This is a genomic window from Nocardia otitidiscaviarum (assembly GCF_007362295.1).
In the GTDB taxonomy this organism is placed as follows: Bacteria; Actinomycetota; Actinomycetes; order Mycobacteriales; family Mycobacteriaceae; genus Nocardia; species Nocardia otitidiscaviarum.
Genome location: NZ_CP041695.1, coordinates 3,422,477 through 3,444,586 on the forward strand (window position 1 = coordinate 3,422,477; position 22,110 = coordinate 3,444,586).

The window sequence follows — 22,110 nt, forward strand, 5'->3', positions numbered from 1 at the left end:
AGAGGCTCCCGGTGGCGTCGAGCGCGGTCACGACACGCCCTCCAGGGTCGACACGTCACCCTCGGGCAGGCCCAGTTCGCGAGCCTTGAGCAGCCGTCGCATGACCTTGCCGCTGCGGGTGTGCGGCAGGCTCTCGGTGAATTCGATGCGTTTGGGCGCGACCGCTCCGAGTGCGCGCCGCCCGAAGGCGGTGATCTCGGCCCGCAGGTCGTCGTCGGGACGGAAGCCCGGGCGCAGCAGCACGAATGCCTTCACCAGCTCACCGGCGACCGGGTCGGGGGTGCCGATCACGCCGACCTCGGCCACCGCCGGATGCGACATGAGCGCGCTCTCCACCTCGAACGGCCCCACCAGATGTCCGGCCGACTTGATCACGTCGTCGGCGCGGCCCACGAACCAGTAGTAGCCGTCGGCATCGCGGCGCGCGAGATCGCCGGTGAGGTACCAGCCGTCCGCGAACGCCTTGGCGTAGCGCTCGGGATCGTTCCAGTACCCGCGGAACATCGAGGGCCACCCGGCCCGTAGCGCCAGCTCTCCCACCTCCTCGGTGTCGGCGAGGGTGACGGCGCCGTCGGTGACCGCGGCCCGGCCGTCGCCGCCCCGGCGCAGCACGGTGACCTCGATTCCGGGCAGTGGACGTCCCATCGAGCCGGGCCGCACCTGCGCGGCGGCCAGATTCGCGATTATGATCGCGCCGGTCTCGGTCTGCCACCAGTTGTCGTGCGCGGGCCGGCCGAACACGCGAGCGCTCCACACCACGACCTCGGGATTGAGCGGCTCCCCGACACTGGCGATGAACCGCAGGCGCGACAGATCGGTGCCGGGCGGCAGATCGTCGCCGCGGCGCATGAGCATGCGCAAAGCGGTGGGCGCGGTGTACCACACCGTCACCCGCTCGTCGGTGAGAACGCCGAACCAACGCTGCGGATCGAACTCGGCCTCATCGCAGACCAGGGTGACGCCCAGGCTGAGCGGCGCGATCACCCCGTAGGACATGCCGGTCACCCAGCCCGGATCGGCGGTGCACCAGAAGATGTCGCCCGCCCGCAGGTCCAGCGCGTAGCGCGCGGTGACGCGGTGGGCGAGCACCGCCCCGTGCACATGCACCGCGCCCTTGGGTTTTCCGGTGGTGCCGCTGGTGAAGTGCAGCAGCGCCGGATCCTCGGAATCGGTTCGCACCACCTCGAATTCGTCGGAGGCCGCGAACATGGCCAGCGACAGATCGAGGGTGTCGTCCTCCTGCGGCGCCTCGATATCGGCGGCGTCGGTGACCAGCACGTGGCGCAGCGCGGGCACCTCGGCGCGAATGGGAGCGACCTTGCGGTGATAGAGCTCCACCGTGGTGACCAGCGTGCTCGCCCCCGAGATCGCCAGCCGCTGCCGCACCGGCTCCGGCCCGAAGGCCGAGAACAGCGGCGACACCACGCACCCCGCCTTCCACGCGCCCAGAATCGCGATATACAGCTCGGGCGTGCGGTTCAACAGCACGCACACCCGGTCACCGCGCCGCACCCCTTGACTGCGCAGCACATTCGCGAACCTGTTGCTCAACCCGGCCAGGTCGCGATAGCTCAGCACACTGACATTCCCGGCCACATCCCGGCAGCGCAGTGCGACGGCGTCGGCGAGCGGCGTGCCCAGATGCCGGTCCACGGCCTCATGGGCGATGTTGACCCACCCCTGCGCCATCGTATCGAGATCGAATCGAGCAGCCTCCCAGGAGAATTCCCGGCGCGACAGGTCGTAGTCGGTCATAGTGGCGTCGGCCCGCTCCCGCGCCGACTTCTCGATGGGCTCCCACCGCACGGACGCGGCCTCCGGGACGCCATTCCGGTTCTCGGTCATTGTCGAACCTCCCGCAGTCAGTGAACGACTGCCGCCGCCACCTCCGGCAGGGCGCAAAGACCATCGCCGCGGGGACCTCGGTCGCCTCTCACCCCGGCGCGGTCGATCGGTGACCATGGTCCCGCCGGAACGGGGTATCAGGCCCCTCATCGAATCGGCCGCCACTGGGCAGGCTCGAGGTATGACTACGAACTCACCTCGCATTTCGGTCGTCTTCGCCACCGCGCAGGGGTCGACCCGCGATATCGCCGAATTCATCGGTACCGAACTGGAGAGCCGCGGGGCGGTCGTGGAGATCGCCGAGGTCGAGCACGCACCCGAGCTGTCGCGCTTCGACGCGGTGGTGCTGGGCAGTGCCGTGCACAATATGGCGCTGCTGCCCGCGCTCGAGGAGTACGTGCGGTCGCATCGGGACGAGCTGAACGTCCGTGACGTCTGGCTGTTCAGCGTGGGGCTGGGACCGGCGCTGAGCGGTCCGATCGGGCGGCGGTACGGCCGTCTGGTGCCCCAGCGGATCGCCGCTGTCCGCGATTCCATCGCGCCGCGTGATTACCGGGCGTTCGCGGGGCATTACGAACGCGTCGGGGTCTCGCTGTGGGCGCGCATCCTGTACCGGGTCCTGGGCGGCGGACGCTACGGCGATCTGCGCGACTGGACCGCGATCCGGGTGTGGACCGACTCCATCGCGCGCACGCTCGGCCTCCCGGCGGCACAGTCCACCTCCATGCACCCCTGACGGGGCGACCGGCCCGGAAGGACCGCCATGACCATCCGCCACGCACCGCTGTTCGTCATCGCCCTGCCCGTCGTGGTGGCGGGGCTGCAACTGGCGGGCATGCCCGCCTCGATTCTCTGGCTCGCACTGCTGCTGCTCGCCGCGCCGGTGCTGATGCTGCTGCTCATGCCCGCCGATATCCGCCGCCGGCCGGTGCCGGGTGAATCCGGGCCGAACTGAAGGTTGTTGGTGCACAGTGCGTTCCACCATTCCCCTGGGCCAGGTCGCGGGTATCCGGATCGGCGCGAACTGGTCGGTTCTCGTCACTATCGCCCTGTTCACCTGGGTACTCGGCGGCTTCCTCACCGACACCGCGAGCACGGCCGTGGTCTGGACCGTGGCCGTGCTCGGCGCGCTCGCCCTCATCGCCTGCCTGCTCGCGCACGAACTCGCCCATTCGATCGTCGCCCGCCGCAGCGGAATCCGGGTCGAGGGCATCGTGCTGTGGCTGCTCGGCGGGGTCTCCGAACTCGGTGACGAACCCGGCGACGCGCGCACCGATCTGCGCGTCGCCCTCGCCGGGCCGCTCACCAGTCTGGGGCTGGCCGTGGTGGCCTTCGCCGGAGCCACCGTCAGCGCCCTCATCGCCCCGGACGGACCGGTGACCGCCGCCCTCGTCTGGCTCGCCTCGGTCAACGCCGTGCTCGGCGTCTTCAATCTGTTGCCCGGCGCACCGCTCGACGGCGGCCGGGTGCTGCGCGCCGTCCTGTGGTGGCGAAGCGGTGACCGGCTGCGGGCCGCGACCGCCGCGGCGCGCAGCGGTCAGACGCTCGGCACCGTCCTGATGCTGGTCGGTGTCGCCGAACTACTGCTGTTCGGCCATCTCGGCGGCCTCTGGCTCATCCTGCTGGGCTGGTTCCTCAATTCCGCCGCCAACGCCGAACTCGCCATCGCGGGTCTGCGACATCGTCTGGGCGACAGCCTGGTCGGCGATGTCATGACCTCCGCACCGATGGCCGTACCCGCCGAGTGGACCGTCGCCGAACTGCTGCGTTCCGACGCACCACACACCGGGCACCGGGTGTTCCCGGTGGTCGAACCCGGTGGTCGGCCGGTAGGCGTGCTGGCCTGGGCCGATCTGGTCGCCGCGCCCGAGCGGACGCGCGACGGCACGCACCTGCGCGATCTCGCCCGTGAACTGCCGTCCACGGCGATCGTTCGTCCGGACGCACGGCTCGCCGACGTGGCGTCGCATACGGTCCTGCGGCCCAACCTCGACGCGGTCGCGGTGGTCGACGCCGATGGCAGACTGACCGGCCTGGTCACCGCCACCGACATGGTGCTCGCCTGCCAGCGTTCCGCACTCGGTCTGCCCGTCCCCACCCATCGCAGGAGGCTCCCATGACCTCGGTACCGGTGCTGCGCGACGAACCGCAGCAGATCTTCCACGACCGCCGTGAAGCGGGGCGGGTACTCGCGCGGCTGCTCGAGCACTACCGCCACGATCCCGACGTGATCGTGCTCGGGCTGGCGCGGGGCGGCGTTCCGGTCGCCTGGGAGGTGGCGGCCGCGCTCGGCGCGCCGCTGGACACCCTCATCGTGCGCAAACTCGGCGCACCCGGAAATCCCGAATTCGCCATCGGCGCGCTCGCGGGCGGCGGCCGGCTGGTGCTCAACGACGACATCGTGCGCGGTCTGCGGCTCACCGCCGAGCAGGTGCGCACCATCGCCCGCGAGGAGGCCCGCGAGCTGCGTCGCCGGGAATCCGCCTACCGCGGCGAACGCCCACCGCTGGACGTGGCCGGGCGCACCGTCATCCTCGTCGACGACGGCCTGGCCACGGGCGCGAGCATGTTCGCCGCCATCGAGGCCGTGCGGGCCGGTGAACCCAAGCAGGTGGTGGTGGCGGTTCCGGCCGCGCCGGAGTCGACCTGTCACGAAATGCGCGGCATGGTCGACGATCTGGTCTGCGCGACCATGCCGTCCCCCTTCCTCGCGGTCGGCGATTCGTTCTGGAACTTCACCCAGGTCACCGATGACGAGGTACGGCTGCTGCTCGCCACCCCGACCACCGACGTCCCACCGCGGGTGACCGATCCGGTCGCGCTGCTGCGCGCCGCCGCCGTGGCCGCGCCCGCCGGCGTTCCGCCCGACGACGATTTGCGCGATCTCATCGGCGACGCCCGGTTCGTGCTGATCGGCGAGAGTTCGCACGGCACCCACGAGTTCTACTCCGCGCGCGCCGAGATCACCCGCCGCCTGATCGTGGACCACGGCTTCCGCGCCGTCGCGGCCGAAGCGGATTGGCCCGACGCCTACCGCGTCGACCGCTACGTGCGCGGACACGGCACCGACGGCTCCGCCACCGAGGCGCTCGGCGGCTTCGAGCGATTCCCCTCGTGGATGTGGCGCAATGTGGTGGTCCGCGACTTCGTCGACTGGCTGCGCCGCTACAACGACCTCTCGGCGCAGGGAGCCGAGGCCGGGTTCTACGGGCTCGACCTCTACAGCATGCACCGCTCCATGCGGCGGGTGATCGACTACCTCGAACAGGCCGACCCGGTCGCCGCCGAACGCGCCAAACGCCGCTACGGCTGCTTCGACCGCGGCTCCGGCGAGGACGGCCAGTCCTACGGCTTCGCGGCGGCCTTCGGTTCCGGCGAGTCCTGCCAGGCCGAAGTGGTGCGCGAACTGGTGGACCTGCAACGCAATGCCGCCGCGCTCATGGACGTCTACGACGGCGACGCCTACTTCGACGCACTGCGCAACGCGTGGACCGTGCGTAACGCCGAGGCGTACTACCGCGCCATGTTCGGCGACCGGGTGAGTTCGTGGAACCTGCGCGACGAGCATATGGCAGACACCCTGGACGCCCTGGCCCGCCATCTCGACCGCCCCGGCGTGCCCGCGCGGATCGTGGTGTGGGCGCACAACTCCCATATCGGTGATGCCCGCGCCACCGAGATGGCCGCCGACGGTCAGCTCACCCTCGGCCAGCTGATCCGGGAGCGGCACGGAAGCGCCTGTCGCACCATCGGTTTCACCACCTCGCGGGGTACGGTGACGGCCGCCAGCCACTGGGACGGCCCGAGCGAGCACAAGATCGTGCGTCCGGCCCTGGCCAGCAGTATCGAAGAACTGTTGCACGACACCGGCATGCCGGCCCTGTTCCTGCGCACCGACCACCCCGAGGCCGCCGAGGTCCTGGCCGACACCCGGCTCGAACGCGCCATCGGCGTCATCTACCAGCCGCGCACCGAACGCCAGAGCCACTACTTCCACGCGCGTCCGGCCGACCGCTACGACGCCGTGATCCACATCGACCACACCACGGCCCTGGAACCGCTGCGCCCGGAGACCATTCGCCACGCGACGCGGGACCTTCGGCCGTAGCCGACCGTCGTCGGCACGGGAGACGCTGACAGCACACGACATTCGAGGGATCGGAGCCGTAATGGGTGACTATGTGGCGGGTCTGGCGGAACTGCGCCTGAGCGATGCCGACCGGGCCGGTGGCAAGGGGGCGAACCTCGGTGAGCTGGTGGCCGCCCGGCTGCCGGTGCCACCGGGATTCGTGATCCTGAAATCCTGTTACGAGGAGGTCGTCACCGGCGGCCCGCACGGTGCCGAACTCGACGCGCTGCACAAGCAGGCACTCGACGCCGCCCTGGGCGCTACCGCCGCCGACGGGCAGCGGTTGGACGAACTGTGCCGGACCATGCGGGAGCGGGTGCTCGACACCCCGATCCCGGCCGCGGTGCGCGAGGCGGTGATCACGGCCTACCACCGGCTCGGCGACACACCCCGGGTGGCGGTGCGCTCCTCGGCCATCGGCGAGGACGGCGCCAAGACCTCGTTCGCCGGAATGAACCTCTCGCTCACCAATATTCGCGGTGACGACCGACTGCTGACCGCCGTGGTCGAATGCTGGGCGTCGCTGTTCACCCCGCGCGTGCTCACCTACCGCGCCCACCGCGACATGCGCGATCGCCCGGTCATGGCGGTCGTCGTGCAGTGCATGGTGAGCGCGAGCAGCGCGGGCGTGGCATTCACCGCCGACCCCTCCGACGGGCGTCGCGACCGCGTCGTCATCGACGCCGCCCGCGGCCAGGGCGAGGTGGTGGTCTCGGGGGCCACCGAACCCGACACGTATCTGCTCGACGCCGCCGGTCCCACCCTGCTCGCCACCCGTACCGGACACCAGAGCTTCGCCATCGTGGCCGGGACCGACGCCGACCAGCGGGTGGAACTGTCGGCGGCGGACCAGGACGCGCCGACGCTCACCGAGGAGCAGGCGATCGAGGTGGCCGCGTTGGCACTGCGGGTGCAGGCACATCACGGCGGCCGACCGCAGGATGTCGAATGGGCCTACGACGCCGACACGCTGTGGCTGGTGCAGGCCCGACCGATCACCATGCTGCCCGACCATCCCACCGCGGCGACCCGGCCGCCAGCGGACCGGCGGACGGAGTCGGATCCGCACGAGGTGCTGGTGCGCGGGCTGGCCGCCTCCCCCGGACGCGCGGCGGGCGCGGTGCGCGTACTGCACGCCCCCAGTGAGGGCGAGCAACTGCGCGACGGTGAGATCCTGGTGGCCCCCATGACCAATCCGGACTGGCTGCCCACCATCTCGCGGGCCGCGGCGGTGGTCACCGACAGCGGCGGTATGACCTGCCATGCCGCCATCGTGGCCCGGGAACTCGGGGTGCCGTGCGTGGTCGGCGCGCGCACCGCGACCCGGGAGCTGCGCACCGGCACCGAGGTCACCGTCGACGGCGGCGCCGGGCTGGTGCGCGCCGGGCGCATGACGGCCACGGTGGTCGGCAGCGCATCCGAGCCGATCGCGGCACCGGTCGTCGAACCGCTGGCCACCCGCGTATACGTCAATCTCGCCCTGCCCGAGGTGGCCGAACGCGTCGCCGCCCGCGACGATATCGACGGAATCGGTCTGCTGCGCGCCGAGACACTGCTGACCCGCGCGCTCGCGGGGCGGCATCCGCACGACCTCATCGCCCGCGGTGAAGGCGAACGGTTCGTGACCGATCTGGCCGACCCGTTGCAGCGCATCGCGGCGGCGTTCGCGCCCAGACCGGTGATCTATCGCGCTACCGATATGCGCAGCAACGAGTTTCGCGCCCTCGAGGGCGGCACCGCCTACGAACCCGAGGAACGCAATCCGATGATCGGCTTCCGCGGCTGCTACCGCTACGTGCGTGAGCCGGAGATGTTCGGCTTGGAACTGCGGGCGCTGGCACGGGTCCGCGAGCAGTATCCCAATCTGCACCTGATGATCCCGTTCGTGCGCACCCGCTGGGAGTTGGAGGCGTGCCTGGAACTGGTGGACGCGAGTCCGCTCGGACGCCAGCGCGGCCTGCACCGCTGGGTGATGGCGGAGGTGCCGTCGGTGGTGTACAGGCTGCCCGAGTACGTGGGCGCGGGCATCGACGGCGTGTCCATCGGCAGCAACGACCTCACCCAGCTCATGCTCGGGGTGGACCGCGATTCCGAGGAATGCGCCGAGCTGTTCGACGAGGCCGATGCCGCGGTGCTCGATGCCATCGACCGAATCGTCGGCACGGCGCGCCGGTTGGGCATCACCTCGTCGCTGTGCGGGCAAGCGCCCTCCACCCGGCCCGAATTCGCCGAGCATCTGGTGCGCATGGGCATCACCTCGGTGTCGGTGACGCCGGACGCGGTGACGCGCGCCCGGCGCTCGATCGGAGCCGCGGAACGGCGGGTACTGCTCGAACGCGCCCGGCGCGACTGAGTTCGAGCGGTCGACAGGTCTGGTTCGCCCGTCTTTCACACGGCCGCCCGGTGGTCCGGTAATAGAATGTGTCCCTGAAATCGCGTAACCACGCGCGGTCGAACGAGACACAGGACAGCCGATATATGACCGTCGATCCGCAGAGCGGCTCCTACTCGGTTCGCGAGACCCTGTCGCAGCTGCGGCTACGAGAGCTGCTCACCGAGGTCAAAGACCGCGTCGAACAGATCCTCGATGCCCGCGACCGCATGGACGGCCTGGTCGAGGCCATGCTCGTGGTCACCTCGGGCCTGGACCTGGACCAGACCCTGCGCACCATCGTGCACACCGCCATCAGTCTCGTCGACGCGCGCTACGGCGCGCTCGGCGTGCGCGGGCACGACCACCACCTGGAACAGTTCATCTACGAGGGCATCGACGAGGAGACCCGCGCCCTCATCGGTGACCTGCCCGAGGGCCGCGGCGTCCTGGGCATGCTGTTCAGCCAGCCCAAGCCGATTCGGCTGGAGAATCTGGCCCACCATCCGTCATCGGTCGGTTTCCCGCCCAACCATCCGCCCATGCGCACCTTCCTCGGTGTGCCGGTACGCATTCGCGACGAGATCTACGGCAACCTCTACCTGACCGAGAAGGCGGGTGGGCAGCTGTTCACCGAGGACGACGAGGTCATCGTCCGCGCCCTGGCCGCCGCGGCGGGCACCGCCATCGACAATGCCCGCCTCTACGAGTCCGCGCGGACCCGGCAGGCGTGGATCGAGGCCACCCGCGATATCGCCACCGAGTTCCTGGCGGGCACCGACGCCAGCGAGGTACTCCCCCAGGTGGTCGATCAGGCGCGTGCGCTGACCCTGTCCGACTGCGGTTTCCTCGCCCTGTCGGAGGATCCGGAGACGCCGCCGGAGGAGATCACCGAGCTGCGAATCGCGCACTGGTCCGGCAACGGCGACAGCCCCGCCGACCCGTATGTCCGCATCGGCGGCACCACCATCGGCGATGTGTTCGTCGAGCGCGCCCCTCGGCGTTTCGAGGGCCCCGACGACGCCCCGGACGCGCAGGCACCCGCTGAGTTCGGCAAAACGATCGCGAATCGCGGTCCCGCCATGATTCTGCCGCTGCGCGCGCACGATTCGTCCTTCGGCGTGCTCGTCGTGGTGCGTCCGCGCGGCGCGGCCCCGTTCACGGAGGAACAGCTCTCCCTGGCGGCGGCGTTCACCGATCAGGCCGCACTGGCCATTCAGCTGGCGGAGGCGCAGCAGCGGATGCGGGCCCTGGATGTGCTCACCGATCGCGACCGTATTGCCCGAGATCTGCACGACCACGTCATTCAGCGGCTGTTCGCGGCCGGGCTGAGCCTGCAGGGCACCGTGGCCCGCGCCCGCACGCCGGAGGTGCGAAAACGGCTCACCGACGTCATCGACGACCTCCAGGACGTCGTCCAGGAGATCCGCACCTCCATCTTCGATCTGCACAGCGGCGGCACGGGTCCGGCGCATCGACTGCGCCAGCGCATCGAACAGGTCGTCGCCAAGCACACCACCGATATCGATATCCGCACCTCGGTGCGAATATCCGGCCCGCTGTCGGTGGTGGACGCCGCACTCGCCGATCATGCCGAGGCCGTGGTGCGCGAGGCGGTCAGCAATGCGGTGCGCCATGCCGCGGCCGATACGCTCACCGTCGCCGTCGAGGTCGACGACGACCTCACCATCACCGTGACCGACGACGGCCGCGGCATACCCGAGAACATCACCCCGAGCGGTCTGCGCAATATGGCACACCGTGCCGAACAGGCGGGCGGCGCCTTCGAGATCGGCGCGGGCGAGAACGGCACCGGCACGCGGCTGCGCTGGTCGGTGCCGCTCGACTGAGCCGCGACAACGGCGATCAGCGCGACCGCACCACCACGGCCGGGCAGTCCACGCTGTGCAGCAGCGCGGAACTGGTGGAGCCCAAGAGCATGCCGGTAAATCCGCCGCGCCCGTGGCTGCCGACCACCACCAGTTGCGCGTTCTCCGATTCGTCGAGCAGTGCGCGCACCGGGCGGTCCATCACCAGAATGCGGCGCACTGGCACGTCCGGGTAGCGCTCACCGTATCCGGCCAGGCGTTCGGCGAGCAGCGCCTCCTCCTGATCGCGCACCATATCCCAGCCCGGGGCCGGGAGGTACGGGCCCGTGTAGTCGCTCCAGGCGTGCAGTGCGGTGAGGCCGACCTTGCGCCGTGACGCCTCCTCGAAGGCGAAGGCCAGCGCGGGATCGCCGACCGGCGTCCCGTCCACGCCGACCAGCACGGGCTTCTCCGCCGAGATCGGATCCACGGCCGGGCCGGGGATCACCGCGACGGGGCAGTGCGCGTGCCGGGTGACCGCGGTGCTCACCGAACCGAGCAGGCCGCGTCGGAAGGCGCCCAGGCCGCGAGTGCCGACCACCAGGGTGCGCGCCCGCTGCGAGCGGTCGATGAGATCGGGGATGACGGGGTGCAGCGTCACCTCGGTGGTGATCTCGAGTGCTTCCCCGGGTGCGGCATTGCGGGCGATGCGCTTGGCTTCGGCCACCACACGCTCGCCGTCCTCGTGCAGCCAGCGGGTATCGGATTCGGTCAACTGCGCGCCGGGACCGAACGCGGTCGGCACCGACACGGACGTGACCAGATGCAGCGGGCAGCCGTGCAGGGCGGCGTCCACCGCCGCCCACGCGGCGGCGTGATACGACACCGCCGAACCGTCCACGGCCGCGATGACAGGCGGGTTCAGTTCCCCGCCCGGGGTTTCGGAGTTGTCGGTCATGAGCTTCTCCTCGAGGGGTCGTCCGGCGGCAGTTCGCCGTGTGCCAGGTCGTCCGATTCCAGTGTCGATCCGAACCGGGGTGTTATTCCAGGTCTCGTCCGATGGGGCGGGTCATGCCGCGCCATTCGGCCTCCCAGGCGGCCCGGCGGCGGGCATCCAGGGCATAGCCGGTTCCGGCGGCCAGGGCGGCGGCCGCACTCCAGGTGATCAGCAGCACCGCCGCCCCGGTGCCGATCCCCGCCTCGGCGGCGGTGCCGGCCCGCTGCGGCGAGTCGGTGGGCCTGCCGTCCGCGGTGAGCCAGGCGCTGGTGCGCTCCCCGGCCCGCAGACCGCCCGTCACCGGGACCGTCGTGGTTCCGGACCGGCCGTCGTACTCCCAGCGCACCGTCGCCTCGAAGCGGCCGGTATCGGCGCGACTGGCGGCCGCCGCCGGGTGCGGGTCGCCCACGAGGGTCGCCGGGACCTCGATCTTGCCCGCGTTCTCCACGGCGAGCCGTTCGGCCGTCTCGGTATAGCTCACGGTGCCCGCGGCACCCGCCAGCGGGACGGCGGCCAGGGCGATGGCGACGGCCACGATCCGGACCGAACTCTCACAGCGGTCGGAGAACCGCATGAGCGGGTTGGTCGCCCACGGCCGCAGCCGCCATATGCGAAGCGGCAGTGCCGGATTGGTGGACATTGCCGATCACCTCTCTCGGAACTCGGGTGCTACCGCGTGCAGCGGTCACCGGGTGGTCGAGTCCACCGATCCCAGTGGCTCGTCCAGGGGATGCAGGACCTCGTCCAGCGGTAGCCGGGGCGTGGTCGGCACCGCCGCGCCGCTGGTTGCCGCCCAGCCCATGCGAATGATCAACTGCGGATAACCGAAGTCGCCCAGGATGTCGTGGCGGATGCGGTCTCGGAACTCCGGCAGCTCCAGCGGTTCGCTGAGCGGACAGGTAGCCAGCCCGAGCGCGGTGGCGGTGAGCAGGACCGCACTGGCCGCCTCACCCGCCCGCAGCCGCGCTTGTGCGTCGTCGGTTCCGGTGCACAGCAACAGCATGCGCGCCGACTCATCGGTATCGTGCACCGCCGTCTCGGCCAATCCGGGATCGCCGAACGGTCGGGTCGTCGCATCCCGCGCGGTGACGGCATTGCGGCCCGGAACACCGTGCGGCATGGCGTGATGCCCGCTCCACACCGCCAGTTCGGCGCGGTAGGCGGGATCGCGGGAATGCTCGGTCGCCGCGCCCTCGAAACCGCGTCGCAGTGCCGCGAGTTCATCGGGGGCGTCGATGGCGCGGACCTGCACACCGCTGCTGGTGCCCGCCGCGGTCACCGTCGCGACCTGCGTGGCGGGCACCTCCCAGGAGGTGAACTGCCGTCGGTCGCTGTGCCGCCGCGAAATCGCCCGCGACAGCCGGACATCCTCGGGAGTCGGGGTGGCGGCATGGAATTCGACCGCGGCCAGATGCCGGGTGTCGGCCGGATTCGGGAAGCGGTGCACCGTCGACTCCCACCCGAACACCCGCATGGCGACGCGTAGATGATGCAGTGCCGCACCACAACTCACCAGCAGATCGCGCCCGTCCGGGTCGGTGTAGGGCAACTGCCTGCTGTGGTCGGCGTACAGGTGCAGAGTGCGGTCGCCGATGCGCCAGAGCCAGGGTTGGCTGTTGTGCACCGAGGGGGCCCGCAGCGCCAGGGTCAGCGCCGCCCGCATGGTGGCGTGATCGGGGTGGTTGCTCGACATAGCTTCTGCTCCTTCAGGATTCGCCCAGCGCCAGGTTCTGTCCGGCGGTGGCGCCGCCGTCGAGTACGAACTCCGAACCGGTCGAGAAGGTGGCCTCGGTGACCAGGAAGCGCACCATGGCGGCGACCTCCTCCGGCTCGCCGAATCGGGGCAACGGCTGTGCGGCGGCGACGGATTCGGGCAGCGGTTCGGTCATCGGAGTGCGGATGGGGCCCGGATGCACCGAGCAGACCCGGATATCGTCGTGTCCGAGTTCCAGGGCGGCGGCCTTGGTGACGCCGCGCAGGCCCCACTTGCTGGCCACGTAGCCGCTGATCCCGGCGTAGCCGATGAGTCCCGCGGTGGAGGAGACATTCACGATCACGCCGCCCTCGGCCGCCCGCAGTCGCGGAGCCGCCAGATGCATGCCCAACCAGGAGCCGTACAGGTTGACGTCGACGACATGGCGGAACATCGAGGGCGACTCGGTGTCGACGGTGCCGAAATCGAGAATGCCCGCATTGTTGATCAGGATGGCCAGCGGGCCGAAGGTCGCTTCGGCATCCGCGATCACCCGTTCCCAGCCCTGGGCGTCGGTGACGTCGAGGTGCCGGAAGACCACCCGCGATCCCAGCGCGTCCGCCAGGGCCTCGCCCTCGCGATCGAGCAGGTCGGCGGCGACGACGCCGATACCCTCCTTGGCGAGCGTCGTCACCACGGCGGCTCCGATACCGCGTGCGCCGCCGGTGACGATGGCGCTTCTACCCTGGAAGTCGTTCATGGCGAAAGCCTTTCGTTCTGGTTCGGGAGACTGCCGCGGCAGCGTTCCGCTTCAGCATCTCGCGTCGCACCCCCCGCGCTGACGGGCCGAAGGTCACCGAACGCCCGGGTCGTCGGGCATTTTCGTGTCGTGCCGCACCACGAGCACCGGACATTGCGCGTGCTGGAGCAGCGCGGTGCTGGTCGATCCGATGAGCATGCCCGGGAAGCCGCCGCGGCCATGGGTGCCGACGACCAGCAACTGGGCCTTGTCGGCATGGTTCAGCAGTGCGCGCACCGGGGTGTCGCAGACGACCACGCGTTCCATGGGCACCTCGGGGTACCGCTCCGCGAAACCGGCCATCCCCTGTCCCAGCAGCACCGCTTCGGTCTCGTGAATGGCGGTCCAGCCGACCACCGGCAGGTCGTAGCCGTTGGTCTCGCCCCAGGCGTGCACGGCGAGCAGGCCCACCTTGCGGCGCGATGCCTCCTCGCAGGCGATCTCGATGGCGGGTTGGCTGTTCTCGGTGCCGTCCACACCCACCACCACCGGGAGCCGTGCGGCGTCCGCGTCGGTCTCCGATACGCCGTGCACGACCGCCACCGGGCACTGCGCCCGCCGGCTGATGGCGGTGCTGACCGACCCCAGCAGGGCGCGCCGTACCGCACCCCGGCCACGGTTGCCCACCACGATCATGGCGGCGTCGGCCGACATCCGCATCAGGGTGGGGATGATCGGTTCGAGGGTGAATTCCGTGCTGACGGTGATGGATTCGCCCGGCACGGTGGCATCCGCGACCGTGCTCGCCTCGCCGAGCACGCGAGCGCCGTCGCTGCGCAGCCACGCGGTCTCCGCCGCGCCCAACCCGGTGCGGGAACCGCGCCCCGTGGGGACGGCGTACGAGGTGATGATGTGCAGCGGGGCCCGGCGCAGATCGGCTTCCACGGCCGCCCACTTGACCGCCTGGTACGAGATCTCCGATCCGTCCACCGCGACGATGATCGGGGCGGCGCCCCGATCGGTCGCGGGGACGCTGTTGTCGGCCATGACGCCTCCTGAGTGTGTTTGTGCTCAGAGCATCTCGCCTGACCACTCCCACAGACAGGGACCAAGGTCACCGACCGGACTTGCGCAATGTCACCGGATGCGATGCCGAATCGACAGGGCTGTCGGCCGCCGAACGTCCAGGGGTCTTCACAGGTCCGGATCTCGACGCGGTAACGCCGACGCGGGACCGTGACCTGCGTGAAAGGTTACTGATTGCAGAGTTTGTAAATTGCCTACCTTGCGGAATTTTCAGTGAATCTCGACCGCGGCAGCAACGGCGTGAGTAGCGTCTCGGCGCGCGGAGCTCCTTCCGGACACGTGGCAGAGAGGAACGAAAAACCATGGCGGACATGGATGTCGCATTGAAGGACATGATGATGTTGGACGGCGCGATCGGCGCTGCCGTCGTCGACTACGGCAGCGGCATGGCGCTCGGAGTGCTGGGCGGTTCGAAGAACCTGGATCTCGAGGTCGCCGCCGCGGGCAATACCGAACTCGTCCGCGCCAAGATGCGCACGATCGAACAGCTCGGTCTCAAAGAGGATATCGAGGATGTGCTCATCACCCTCGGTGCCCAGTACCACCTCATTCGCCCGACCCGCGGCCGCCGATCCAAGGGGCTGTTCCTCTACCTCGCCCTGGACCGCAACCGCGGCAATCTGGCCCTGGCCCGGCACCGCCTCAAGGACATCGAGGAGGAGCTCGAGGTCTGAGGCGAGCGCTCAGGCGTCGAGGTCGGCGGCGACCATTCCGGCGATCTTGTCGAGCGTGGCCTCGTCCTCACAGGCGACGATGACCTCGGTGCCCGCGGCGGCACCGAGGGTCATGAGCATGAGCGCGGATCCGGCGTCGACGGGCGCGCCGCCGGGCACGGAGATGGTGACGGGGACGCCCGCGGCCTGGACGGCCTCCACGATGAGCGCGGCCGGGCGGGCGTGCAGACCCTCGGCGGAACCGACGGTGACGGTGACCTGAGGCATGGTGAATCTCCCTGGTGGTGAGGTGGTTACACGGTGGCGGGGACGGACGGGCCGACGGGCGCGGTGGTGCGACCGAAGGTTTTGGCCGCGAGGACGCACAGCGCGGCGGCGAGCACGCCCGCGGCCAGCGCGATCAGGAACCACGCGAGATGGCCGATGGCGAAGAAGACGAAGACGCCGCCGTGCGGTGCGCTGAGGGTCGCGCCCGACGCCATGATGAGCGCCCCGGTCACCGCACCGCCCACCATCATGGACGGGATGACGCGCAGCGGATCGGCGGCGGCGAAGGGAATCGCGCCCTCGGAGATGAACGACGCGCCGAGCAGCCAGGCCGCCCGGCCGTTCTCGCGTTCGGCGGGGGTGAAAAGCCGAGGCCGCAGCACGGTGGCCAGCGCCATGGCCAGCGGCGGCACCATACCGGCCGCCATGACCGCGGCCATGATGCGCAGCGACGCCGGATCGTCGACACTCAGGCCCGCGACGGCGAAGGCGTAGGCCGCCTTGTTCACCGGGCCACCGAGGTCGAAGCACATCATCAGGCCCAGGATCACGCCGAGCACGATGACCGAGGTTCCGGACAGCCCGTTGAGCCAGTCGGTGAGCCCGCTGGTGACCGCGGCGAGGGGTTTGCCCAGCACCACGAACATGAGCGCGCCCACGATGAGCGAGGCGAACAGCGGGATGACCACCACCGGCATGAGGCCCCGAGCCCACTGCGGCACCGCGAGCTTCGAGATCCACAGCGCCGCGAATCCGGCGATCAGACCGCCGACCAGGCCGCCGAGGAAACCGGCCCCGACGAAGACCGCCACCGCGCCCGCGGTGAAACCCGGCGCGAGGCCGGGTCGGTCGGCGATGGCGAAAGCGATGTAGCCCGCGAGCGCGGGCACCAGGAATCCGAATGCCAACGCGCCCAACTGGAACAGCACCGCGCCGATATAGGTCGCCAGACCGCCCTCGGGCAGCGCGGTCAGCGAATTGTCCAGCACGATCGTCTGGGCGTTGTCGGAGATCTCGTACCCGCCGAACAGGAATCCGAGCGCGATGAGCAGACCGCCCGCCGCGACGAACGGGATCATGTAGCTGACCCCGGTGAGCAGGATCTGCCGCAACCGGGTGCCCCAGCCGAGCCCAGCGGAATCCGCTGTGGCGGGCTCGGATTCGGCGTCCGACCCGGACACCCGGGGCGCGGCGGGGTCGAGCGCGGCCCGCTGGGCCTCGGTCACCATGGCGTCGGGTTCGTTGATGGCGCGTTTCACGCCGGAGGCGACGAGCGGCTTACCCGCGAAACGCTCCCGACCACGCACGCCGACATCGGTGGCGAAGATGACGGCGTCCGCGGCGGCGATGGTCGCGGCATCCAGGGGCGTGCTGCCGGACGAGCCCTGGGTCTCCACGTGCACGGTGATCCCGGCGCGTTCCCCGGCGGCCACCAGCGAGTCAGCGGCCATGTAGGTGTGGGCGATACCCGTCGGGCAGGCGGTGACGGCCACGATGGTGCGCACCGCCGCATCGTCCGACCGCTCGGCGGATGCCGGAACCGAGTCTGGCTCGTGTTCGGGCATCGTCCCGGCGACCGTCGCTGTCGCGGCCTCCGGAGCAGTCGCGTTCTGCGACACCGTTGCGTCCGGTGCAGGGGCATCGGTTTTCGCCGGGACACCGGACTTCGCAGACGCGCCGGGCTTCGCAGACGCATCAACCGGCGCGAGCACACCGTCGACGAGTTCGAGCACGTCGGCGGCGGTGGGGGCGGCACGCAACGCGGCAACGAACTCGGGCCGCACCAGTGCACGCGCGAGGGTGGACAGCACCTTCATGTGCTCGGCTCCCCCGTCCGCCGGGGCGGCGATGAGGAAGACCAGGTCCGCGGGGCCGTCCGGGGCGCCGAAGTCGACCGCGGGGCGCACTCGGGCGAATCCGAGCGAGGCGCGCCGCACGGACGCGGACTTGCAGTGCGGGATCGCGATGCCGCCGGGAAGTCCGGTGGCGGACTGACTTTCGCGCTCCAGGGCCGCGTCCCGCAGGGCGGCGGCGTCGGGTGTGCGGCCCGCGTCGGCGAGGCGCTGCGCCAGGGCGGCGATCACGTCGTCCTTGGTCGCGCCCAGGTCGGCGTCCAGGGTGATCAGCTCGGCGGTGATGATCGGTTCGGCCATCGCGGTGTCCTTCAGGGATGGGGCAGGGAGTCCAGGGCCGTCACGGTGACGGCATCGATCTGGACATGGTCCGGGCCGGGCAGACCGGTGCCGGGGAGGGTGACGGCGGCGGTCCCGTAGGCGACCGCGCGGCGCAGCCGGTCGGCGGGGGCGGCACCGTCCAGATCGGCCAGCAGGTATCCGGCGAGGGCGGAATCACCCGCGCCGACGGTGCTGCACGGGGTGACATCCGGCGCGGTGGCGTGCCAGGCGCCGTCGCCGGTCACCAGCACGGCACCCGCCGCGCCGAGGGTGGCCAGCACCGCGCCGACGCCGCGGTCGACCAGCCGCGCGGCCGCGCGGACCGCCTCGACCGGGTCGTGCAACCGCTCCGGATCGGCTCCGGTGAGCTGGGCCAGTTCCTCGCTGTTGGGTTTGATCAAGGCCGGTGCGGCCGCATCGAAGCGACGCGCCAGGGCGATCAGTGGCGCGTCCGAGGTGTCGACCGCGATCCTGGGACCGCGCAGCCGCCGCACCAGTTCCACGTACCAGTCCGCGGGAACGCCGGGCGGCAGCGAACCCGACAGGACGATCCAGCTCGCGGCGGCGGACAGTTCGACCAGCAGTTCGGTCAGCGCGCGGCGGCGCTCCTCGTCCAGGGGTGCGCCCGGTTCGTTGATCTTCGTTGTGGTGCCGTCGATTTCGGTGATGGCGACATTGGTGCGGATCGGCCCGCCGCCGGGCACCACGCGATGGTCGATACCCGCCGCGGCCAAATCGCGCGATACGGGATCGCCTTCGCTGCCGGGCAGCACGGCGACGGTCGCCGCCCCCGCCGTGGCGATCACCCGGGAGACGTTGACGCCCTTGCCGCCCGCCTGCACGGTCGCGCCCAGCGCCCGCTGCACTCCCCCGCGCCGCAGCGGTTCGGCCAGGGTGACGGTGCGGTCCACACTCGGATTGGCGGTGAGTGTCACGATCATGCCGTCACCACCTCGATGCCGTACTCGGACAACTCGTTGCGCACCGAGGGCAGCAGTTCGTCATCGGTCACCAGGGCGTCGATCTCCTCGATCGCCGCGAAGCGCACGAAGTCCTCCCGCCCGATCTTGCTGGAATCGGCCACGACCACCACGCGGTGCGCGGCGGCGACCATGGCGCGCTTGACGGCGGCCTCATCCGGATCCGGGGTGGACAGGCCGTGCCCGCCGGTGAGCGCGTTGGTGCCGATGAACGCCACATCGACGCGCAGATCGCCGAGCATGCGCAGGGTCTCCGGGCCGACCGCCGCCTGGGTGAGGCCGCGGACCCGGCCGCCCAGCAGTTGCAGGCGCACCGCGGTGTAGCCGGACAGGCGGGCGGCGATCGGCACCGAGTTGGTCACCGCGACGAGGTCGCGGTCGGCGGGCAGCAACGCCGCCACCCGCGCGGTGGTGGTGCCCGCGTCGAAGAGCACGCTGCCACCGGAGCGGGGCAGGAAGTCCAAGGCCGCCTTGGCGATTCGGTCCTTCTCGGCCGCGCGGCTGTGCTCGCGCTCGCCAGTGCCCAGTTCGATGGCGGTGAGCGCCGCCGCCGGGACCGCGCCGCCGTGCACCCGGCGCAGCAGTCCCATGCGGTCGAGTACCGCGAGGTCGCGGCGCACGGTTTCGGTGGTGACGCCGTACCGCTCGGCCAGCTCCGTGACCGAGACGCGCCCGCGTTCCCCGACCAGCGCGGCAATGGCCTGCTGCCGCTCCTCGGCGTACATCCGACCTCCAGACTCGATGTTGCTTTCTGTTGTTTTATGCCTGTATGTGTTGTTTTGTCAAGCGTATGCCGTAGTCTGGATCACAGCGTGGAGGAGGAACTCATGTCTGTATCACTGCCGGAACGAGCCGGATCTATGGTGCTCACGGGCATACCGGCGGTGGCCGGCGTGGTCGCGGCGCCGGTGGTTCGGCCTGTAGAACGAGTTCGGATCGAGACCGCATCCGACAGTATCTGCGAGTCCGATCGGGCACCGGAGGCGGAGCGGCTCCGTGTCGCGGCGGCGACCGTCGCGCAGCGTTTGCGCGACCGCGCGACGCGGGCCGACGGTGCGGCGGCGGAGGTCCTTTCCGCGAATGCGGCCATGGCCGTCGATCGCGGCTGGCTCGGCGTGGCCGAAGGGTCCATCGCCACCGGTACGCCCGCGCCCGCGGCGACGACGGCCGCCATCGAGCAGTTCGCCGCCCTGTTCACCCGGCTCGGCGGCCGCATGGCCGAACGCGTGACCGACCTCTACGACATCCGCGATCGGGTGGTGGCCGAACTGACCGGCGCGCCGGAACCGGGCATCACACTCCCCGACCGGCCGTCGATCCTGCTCGCCACCGATCTCGCACCCGCCGACACCGCCGGACTCGACCCGAATCTCATTGTCGGCCTGGCGACTTCACTCGGCGGCCCGACCAGTCACACCGCGATCATCGCCCGCCAACTCGGCATCCCGTGCCTGGTCGCGGTCACCGGACTCGACGAGGTGCCGGTCGGCGCGCAGGTGCTGCTCGACGCCACCACGGGCCGGGTCACCGTGGACCCGGACCCGGACGCCGCCGCCACCGCGGCCGCCGACCACCGCGCCGCAGCGGCCCGTGCCGCCGCCTGGTCCGGCCCCGGCGCCACCGCCGACGGCCACCGCGTCGACATCCTCGCCAATGTGCAGGACGGCGCGAGCGCCCGCGCCGCCCGCCGCGCCCCCGCCGCGGGCATCGGCCTCTTCCGCACCGAATTGTGTTTCCTGGACCGCGAATCCGAGCCGAGCATCGAGGAACAGGCCGCCGCCTACCGCGAAGTCCTCGACGCCTATCCGGACGCGAAGGTGGTGATCCGCACCCTCGACGCCGGTTCCGACAAGCCATTGCGCTTCGCCCCGCATCCGGACGAGGCCAACCCCGCCCTCGGCGTGCGCGGCATCCGCACCGCTCTCCTGGACGACGGCCTGCTCGACCGCCAACTCGACGCCATCGCACTGGCCGCCGCCGACCGCGATACCGCCCCCTGGGTGATGGCCCCCATGATCTCCACCGCCGCCGAAGCCGAATCCTTCGCCGCCAAGGCCCGCGCCCGCGCCCTGACCCCCGGCATCATGATCGAGGTCCCCGCCGCCGCCCTGCTCGCCGAAACCCTGCTGTCCCACGTCGATTTCGCCTCCATCGGAACCAACGACCTGGCCCAGTACACCATGGCCGCCGATCGCATGTCCCCCCACCTCGCCACCCTGACCGATCCCTGGCAGCCCGCCGTTCTCCACCTGGTCGCCCGCACCGCCGCCGCCGGCCACGCCCTCGCCAAACCCATCGGCGTCTGCGGCGAAGCCGCCGCCGACCCCCTCCTCGCCTGCATCCTCACCGGCCTGGGCATCACCTCCCTCTCCGCCGCCGCCCCCGCCATCTCCCCCGTCGGCGCCACCCTCGCCACCATCCCCCTCGAAACCTGCCGCCGCGCAGCCCAATCCGTCCTGGCCACCAGCAACCCGACAGAAGCCCGCGCCGTGGCGCGCACCGCATTGGGATTGGATTCGTCGCAACCGGCCGAAATCGAGTAGCCGCCACGACGGGGCGCCTCTACAGTCGCGCCGTGCCGCCGCCAGACGATCCGAGCAGACCACCGTCCACCGAACCCCCTTGGGCCGAGCCCGACACCCTGCTCGGCATGATCCAACGGGGCCGCGGTGCGTGCTACCCCGAAGCACTCGCGAACCGTGCACGGGCCAGCGAGTACGTAATCGCCTGCATCGTTCGCGACCCTCGCTGGGATCACCAGGTGGAGGAGCGTGCGTGGCTCTACGCGGCCCTCATCGCGGACCTCGGAATCGATCTCACCCGATGCCGCGCGGCCTGTACCCGTCCACCGGAGCCGCACGGCGACTCCGATGCCTGGCTCGCCACCGCCGTCCTGGCGCTGCTCGCCCGGCGTGGCGTCGAGGGAGCCGTCACCGAGTTGCGCCACTACCTACGTACCGGCCGCGATCTCGATCGGGCGCTGGCGGCGTTGCTCCCATTCGCCGAGCACCCCGAGGCCGACGGGCTGCTCGATGACGTCCTGGCGGTCGCCGACGACGAGCAACTCGCCGCCGCCCTCTCTCCGTTCGGGCCATTCGGCGACCTGTCCGCACCGCCTTGGCCGGACTGGTGTCGTACGAATACCCGTGTAGCGGAGGCGATTGCGCTGGCCGAACGCACGCGGACAGCACACCGAACCCCCGCACCCGACCGCACCGCCCGCGCAGCGCGAGACCGGCAACGCCTGCTCGCGGCGGCCGTCGACCGGAGACTCATCGACCCGACCGCAGCCCGCGCTCTCACCGAGGAGGGTTGGGAGCCAACCCTTCTGACCCTGGCAGCGGATC

18 protein-coding genes are annotated in these 22,110 nt (G+C 70.8%); 8 read left to right on the plus strand and 10 right to left on the minus strand.

Annotated features, from left to right (window positions below; all coding sequences use genetic code 11):
• Positions 1-27: 27 nt before the first annotated feature.
• Positions 28-1,845, minus strand: a complete 1,818-nt coding sequence (acsA, locus tag FOH10_RS15085) for an acetate--CoA ligase (protein ID WP_186000845.1) — start codon at positions 1,843-1,845, stop codon at positions 28-30.
• A gap of 181 nt (positions 1,846-2,026) precedes the next feature.
• Here acsA and FOH10_RS15090 point away from each other — a divergent pair, with 181 nt between their 5' ends.
• The 6 genes from FOH10_RS15090 (at position 2,027) to FOH10_RS15115 (ending at position 10,195) form a co-directional block, all read left to right on the plus strand.
• The gene (locus FOH10_RS15090) at positions 2,027-2,581 is read left to right on the plus strand and encodes a flavodoxin domain-containing protein (protein WP_039818867.1); all 555 of its coding nucleotides are present in this window, start codon (positions 2,027-2,029) and stop codon (positions 2,579-2,581) included.
• A gap of 27 nt (positions 2,582-2,608) precedes the next feature.
• Positions 2,609-2,800 (plus strand): hypothetical protein, encoded by a 192-nt coding sequence (locus FOH10_RS15095; RefSeq protein WP_143981187.1) that lies wholly within the window; start codon positions 2,609-2,611, stop codon positions 2,798-2,800.
• A gap of 16 nt (positions 2,801-2,816) precedes the next feature.
• Positions 2,817-3,965, plus strand: coding sequence for a site-2 protease family protein (locus tag FOH10_RS15100; RefSeq protein WP_244961989.1), 1,149 nt, complete (start codon positions 2,817-2,819; stop codon positions 3,963-3,965).
• Entirely contained in the window at positions 3,962-5,953 is a 1,992-nt protein-coding gene (locus FOH10_RS15105) for an erythromycin esterase family protein (protein WP_143981188.1), read from the plus strand. Before FOH10_RS15100 ends, FOH10_RS15105 begins: the two co-directional genes overlap by 4 nt.
• Positions 5,954-6,014: 61 nt before the next feature.
• Positions 6,015-8,327, plus strand: a complete 2,313-nt coding sequence (gene ppsA / locus FOH10_RS15110) for a phosphoenolpyruvate synthase (RefSeq protein ID WP_143981189.1) — start codon at positions 6,015-6,017, stop codon at positions 8,325-8,327.
• A 125-nt stretch (positions 8,328-8,452) separates the two neighbouring features.
• The gene (locus FOH10_RS15115) at positions 8,453-10,195 is read left to right on the plus strand and encodes a sensor histidine kinase (protein ID WP_186000846.1); all 1,743 of its coding nucleotides are present in this window, start codon (positions 8,453-8,455) and stop codon (positions 10,193-10,195) included.
• A gap of 16 nt (positions 10,196-10,211) precedes the next feature.
• Here the strand turns inward: FOH10_RS15115 and FOH10_RS15120 are convergent, their stop codons facing one another.
• The 5 genes from FOH10_RS15120 to FOH10_RS15140 form a co-directional block, all read right to left on the minus strand.
• Positions 10,212-11,111, minus strand: a complete 900-nt coding sequence (locus FOH10_RS15120) for a universal stress protein (RefSeq protein ID WP_143981190.1) — start codon at positions 11,109-11,111, stop codon at positions 10,212-10,214.
• Between the two features lie 82 nt (positions 11,112-11,193).
• Positions 11,194-11,790 (minus strand): Rv1733c family protein, encoded by a 597-nt coding sequence (locus tag FOH10_RS15125; protein WP_143981191.1) that lies wholly within the window; start codon positions 11,788-11,790, stop codon positions 11,194-11,196.
• A 45-nt stretch (positions 11,791-11,835) separates the two neighbouring features.
• On the minus strand, positions 11,836-12,843 hold the full coding sequence (locus FOH10_RS15130) for an Acg family FMN-binding oxidoreductase (protein ID WP_143981192.1): 1,008 nt from the start codon (positions 12,841-12,843) through the stop codon (positions 11,836-11,838).
• A gap of 13 nt (positions 12,844-12,856) precedes the next feature.
• Positions 12,857-13,603 carry an SDR family NAD(P)-dependent oxidoreductase gene (locus FOH10_RS15135; RefSeq protein ID WP_143981193.1) on the minus strand — a complete coding sequence of 249 codons (747 nt, stop codon included), beginning with the start codon at positions 13,601-13,603 and terminating at the stop codon, positions 12,857-12,859.
• 93 nt (positions 13,604-13,696) lie between these two features.
• Positions 13,697-14,629 carry a universal stress protein gene (locus FOH10_RS15140; RefSeq protein WP_143981194.1) on the minus strand — a complete coding sequence of 311 codons (933 nt, stop codon included), beginning with the start codon at positions 14,627-14,629 and terminating at the stop codon, positions 13,697-13,699.
• 341 nt (positions 14,630-14,970) lie between these two features.
• Between FOH10_RS15140 and FOH10_RS15145 the strand changes: the two genes are divergently transcribed.
• Complete coding sequence (locus tag FOH10_RS15145) at positions 14,971-15,342, plus strand: hypothetical protein (protein ID WP_029928817.1); 372 nt, start codon at positions 14,971-14,973, stop codon at positions 15,340-15,342.
• A 9-nt stretch (positions 15,343-15,351) separates the two neighbouring features.
• Here the strand turns inward: FOH10_RS15145 and FOH10_RS15150 are convergent, their stop codons facing one another.
• The 4 genes from FOH10_RS15150 to FOH10_RS15165 are packed head-to-tail and all read right to left on the minus strand — an operon-like array spanning position 15,352 to position 19,488.
• The gene (locus FOH10_RS15150; protein ID WP_029928818.1) at positions 15,352-15,609 is read right to left on the minus strand and encodes an HPr family phosphocarrier protein; all 258 of its coding nucleotides are present in this window, start codon (positions 15,607-15,609) and stop codon (positions 15,352-15,354) included.
• A gap of 26 nt (positions 15,610-15,635) precedes the next feature.
• A complete protein-coding gene (locus FOH10_RS15155; protein ID WP_143981195.1) occupies positions 15,636-17,762 on the minus strand; it encodes a PTS fructose transporter subunit IIABC in 2,127 nt (708 codons plus the stop codon).
• A gap of 11 nt (positions 17,763-17,773) precedes the next feature.
• Positions 17,774-18,724 (minus strand): 1-phosphofructokinase family hexose kinase, encoded by a 951-nt coding sequence (locus FOH10_RS15160; protein ID WP_143981196.1) that lies wholly within the window; start codon positions 18,722-18,724, stop codon positions 17,774-17,776.
• The gene (locus FOH10_RS15165) at positions 18,721-19,488 is read right to left on the minus strand and encodes a DeoR/GlpR family DNA-binding transcription regulator (RefSeq protein WP_143981197.1); all 768 of its coding nucleotides are present in this window, start codon (positions 19,486-19,488) and stop codon (positions 18,721-18,723) included. Before FOH10_RS15165 ends, FOH10_RS15160 begins: the two co-directional genes overlap by 4 nt.
• Positions 19,489-19,590: 102 nt before the next feature.
• Here FOH10_RS15165 and FOH10_RS15170 point away from each other — a divergent pair, with 102 nt between their 5' ends.
• Positions 19,591-21,306, plus strand: coding sequence for a putative PEP-binding protein (locus FOH10_RS15170; RefSeq protein WP_425326144.1), 1,716 nt, complete (start codon positions 19,591-19,593; stop codon positions 21,304-21,306).
• Positions 21,307-22,110: the final 804 nt, after the last annotated feature.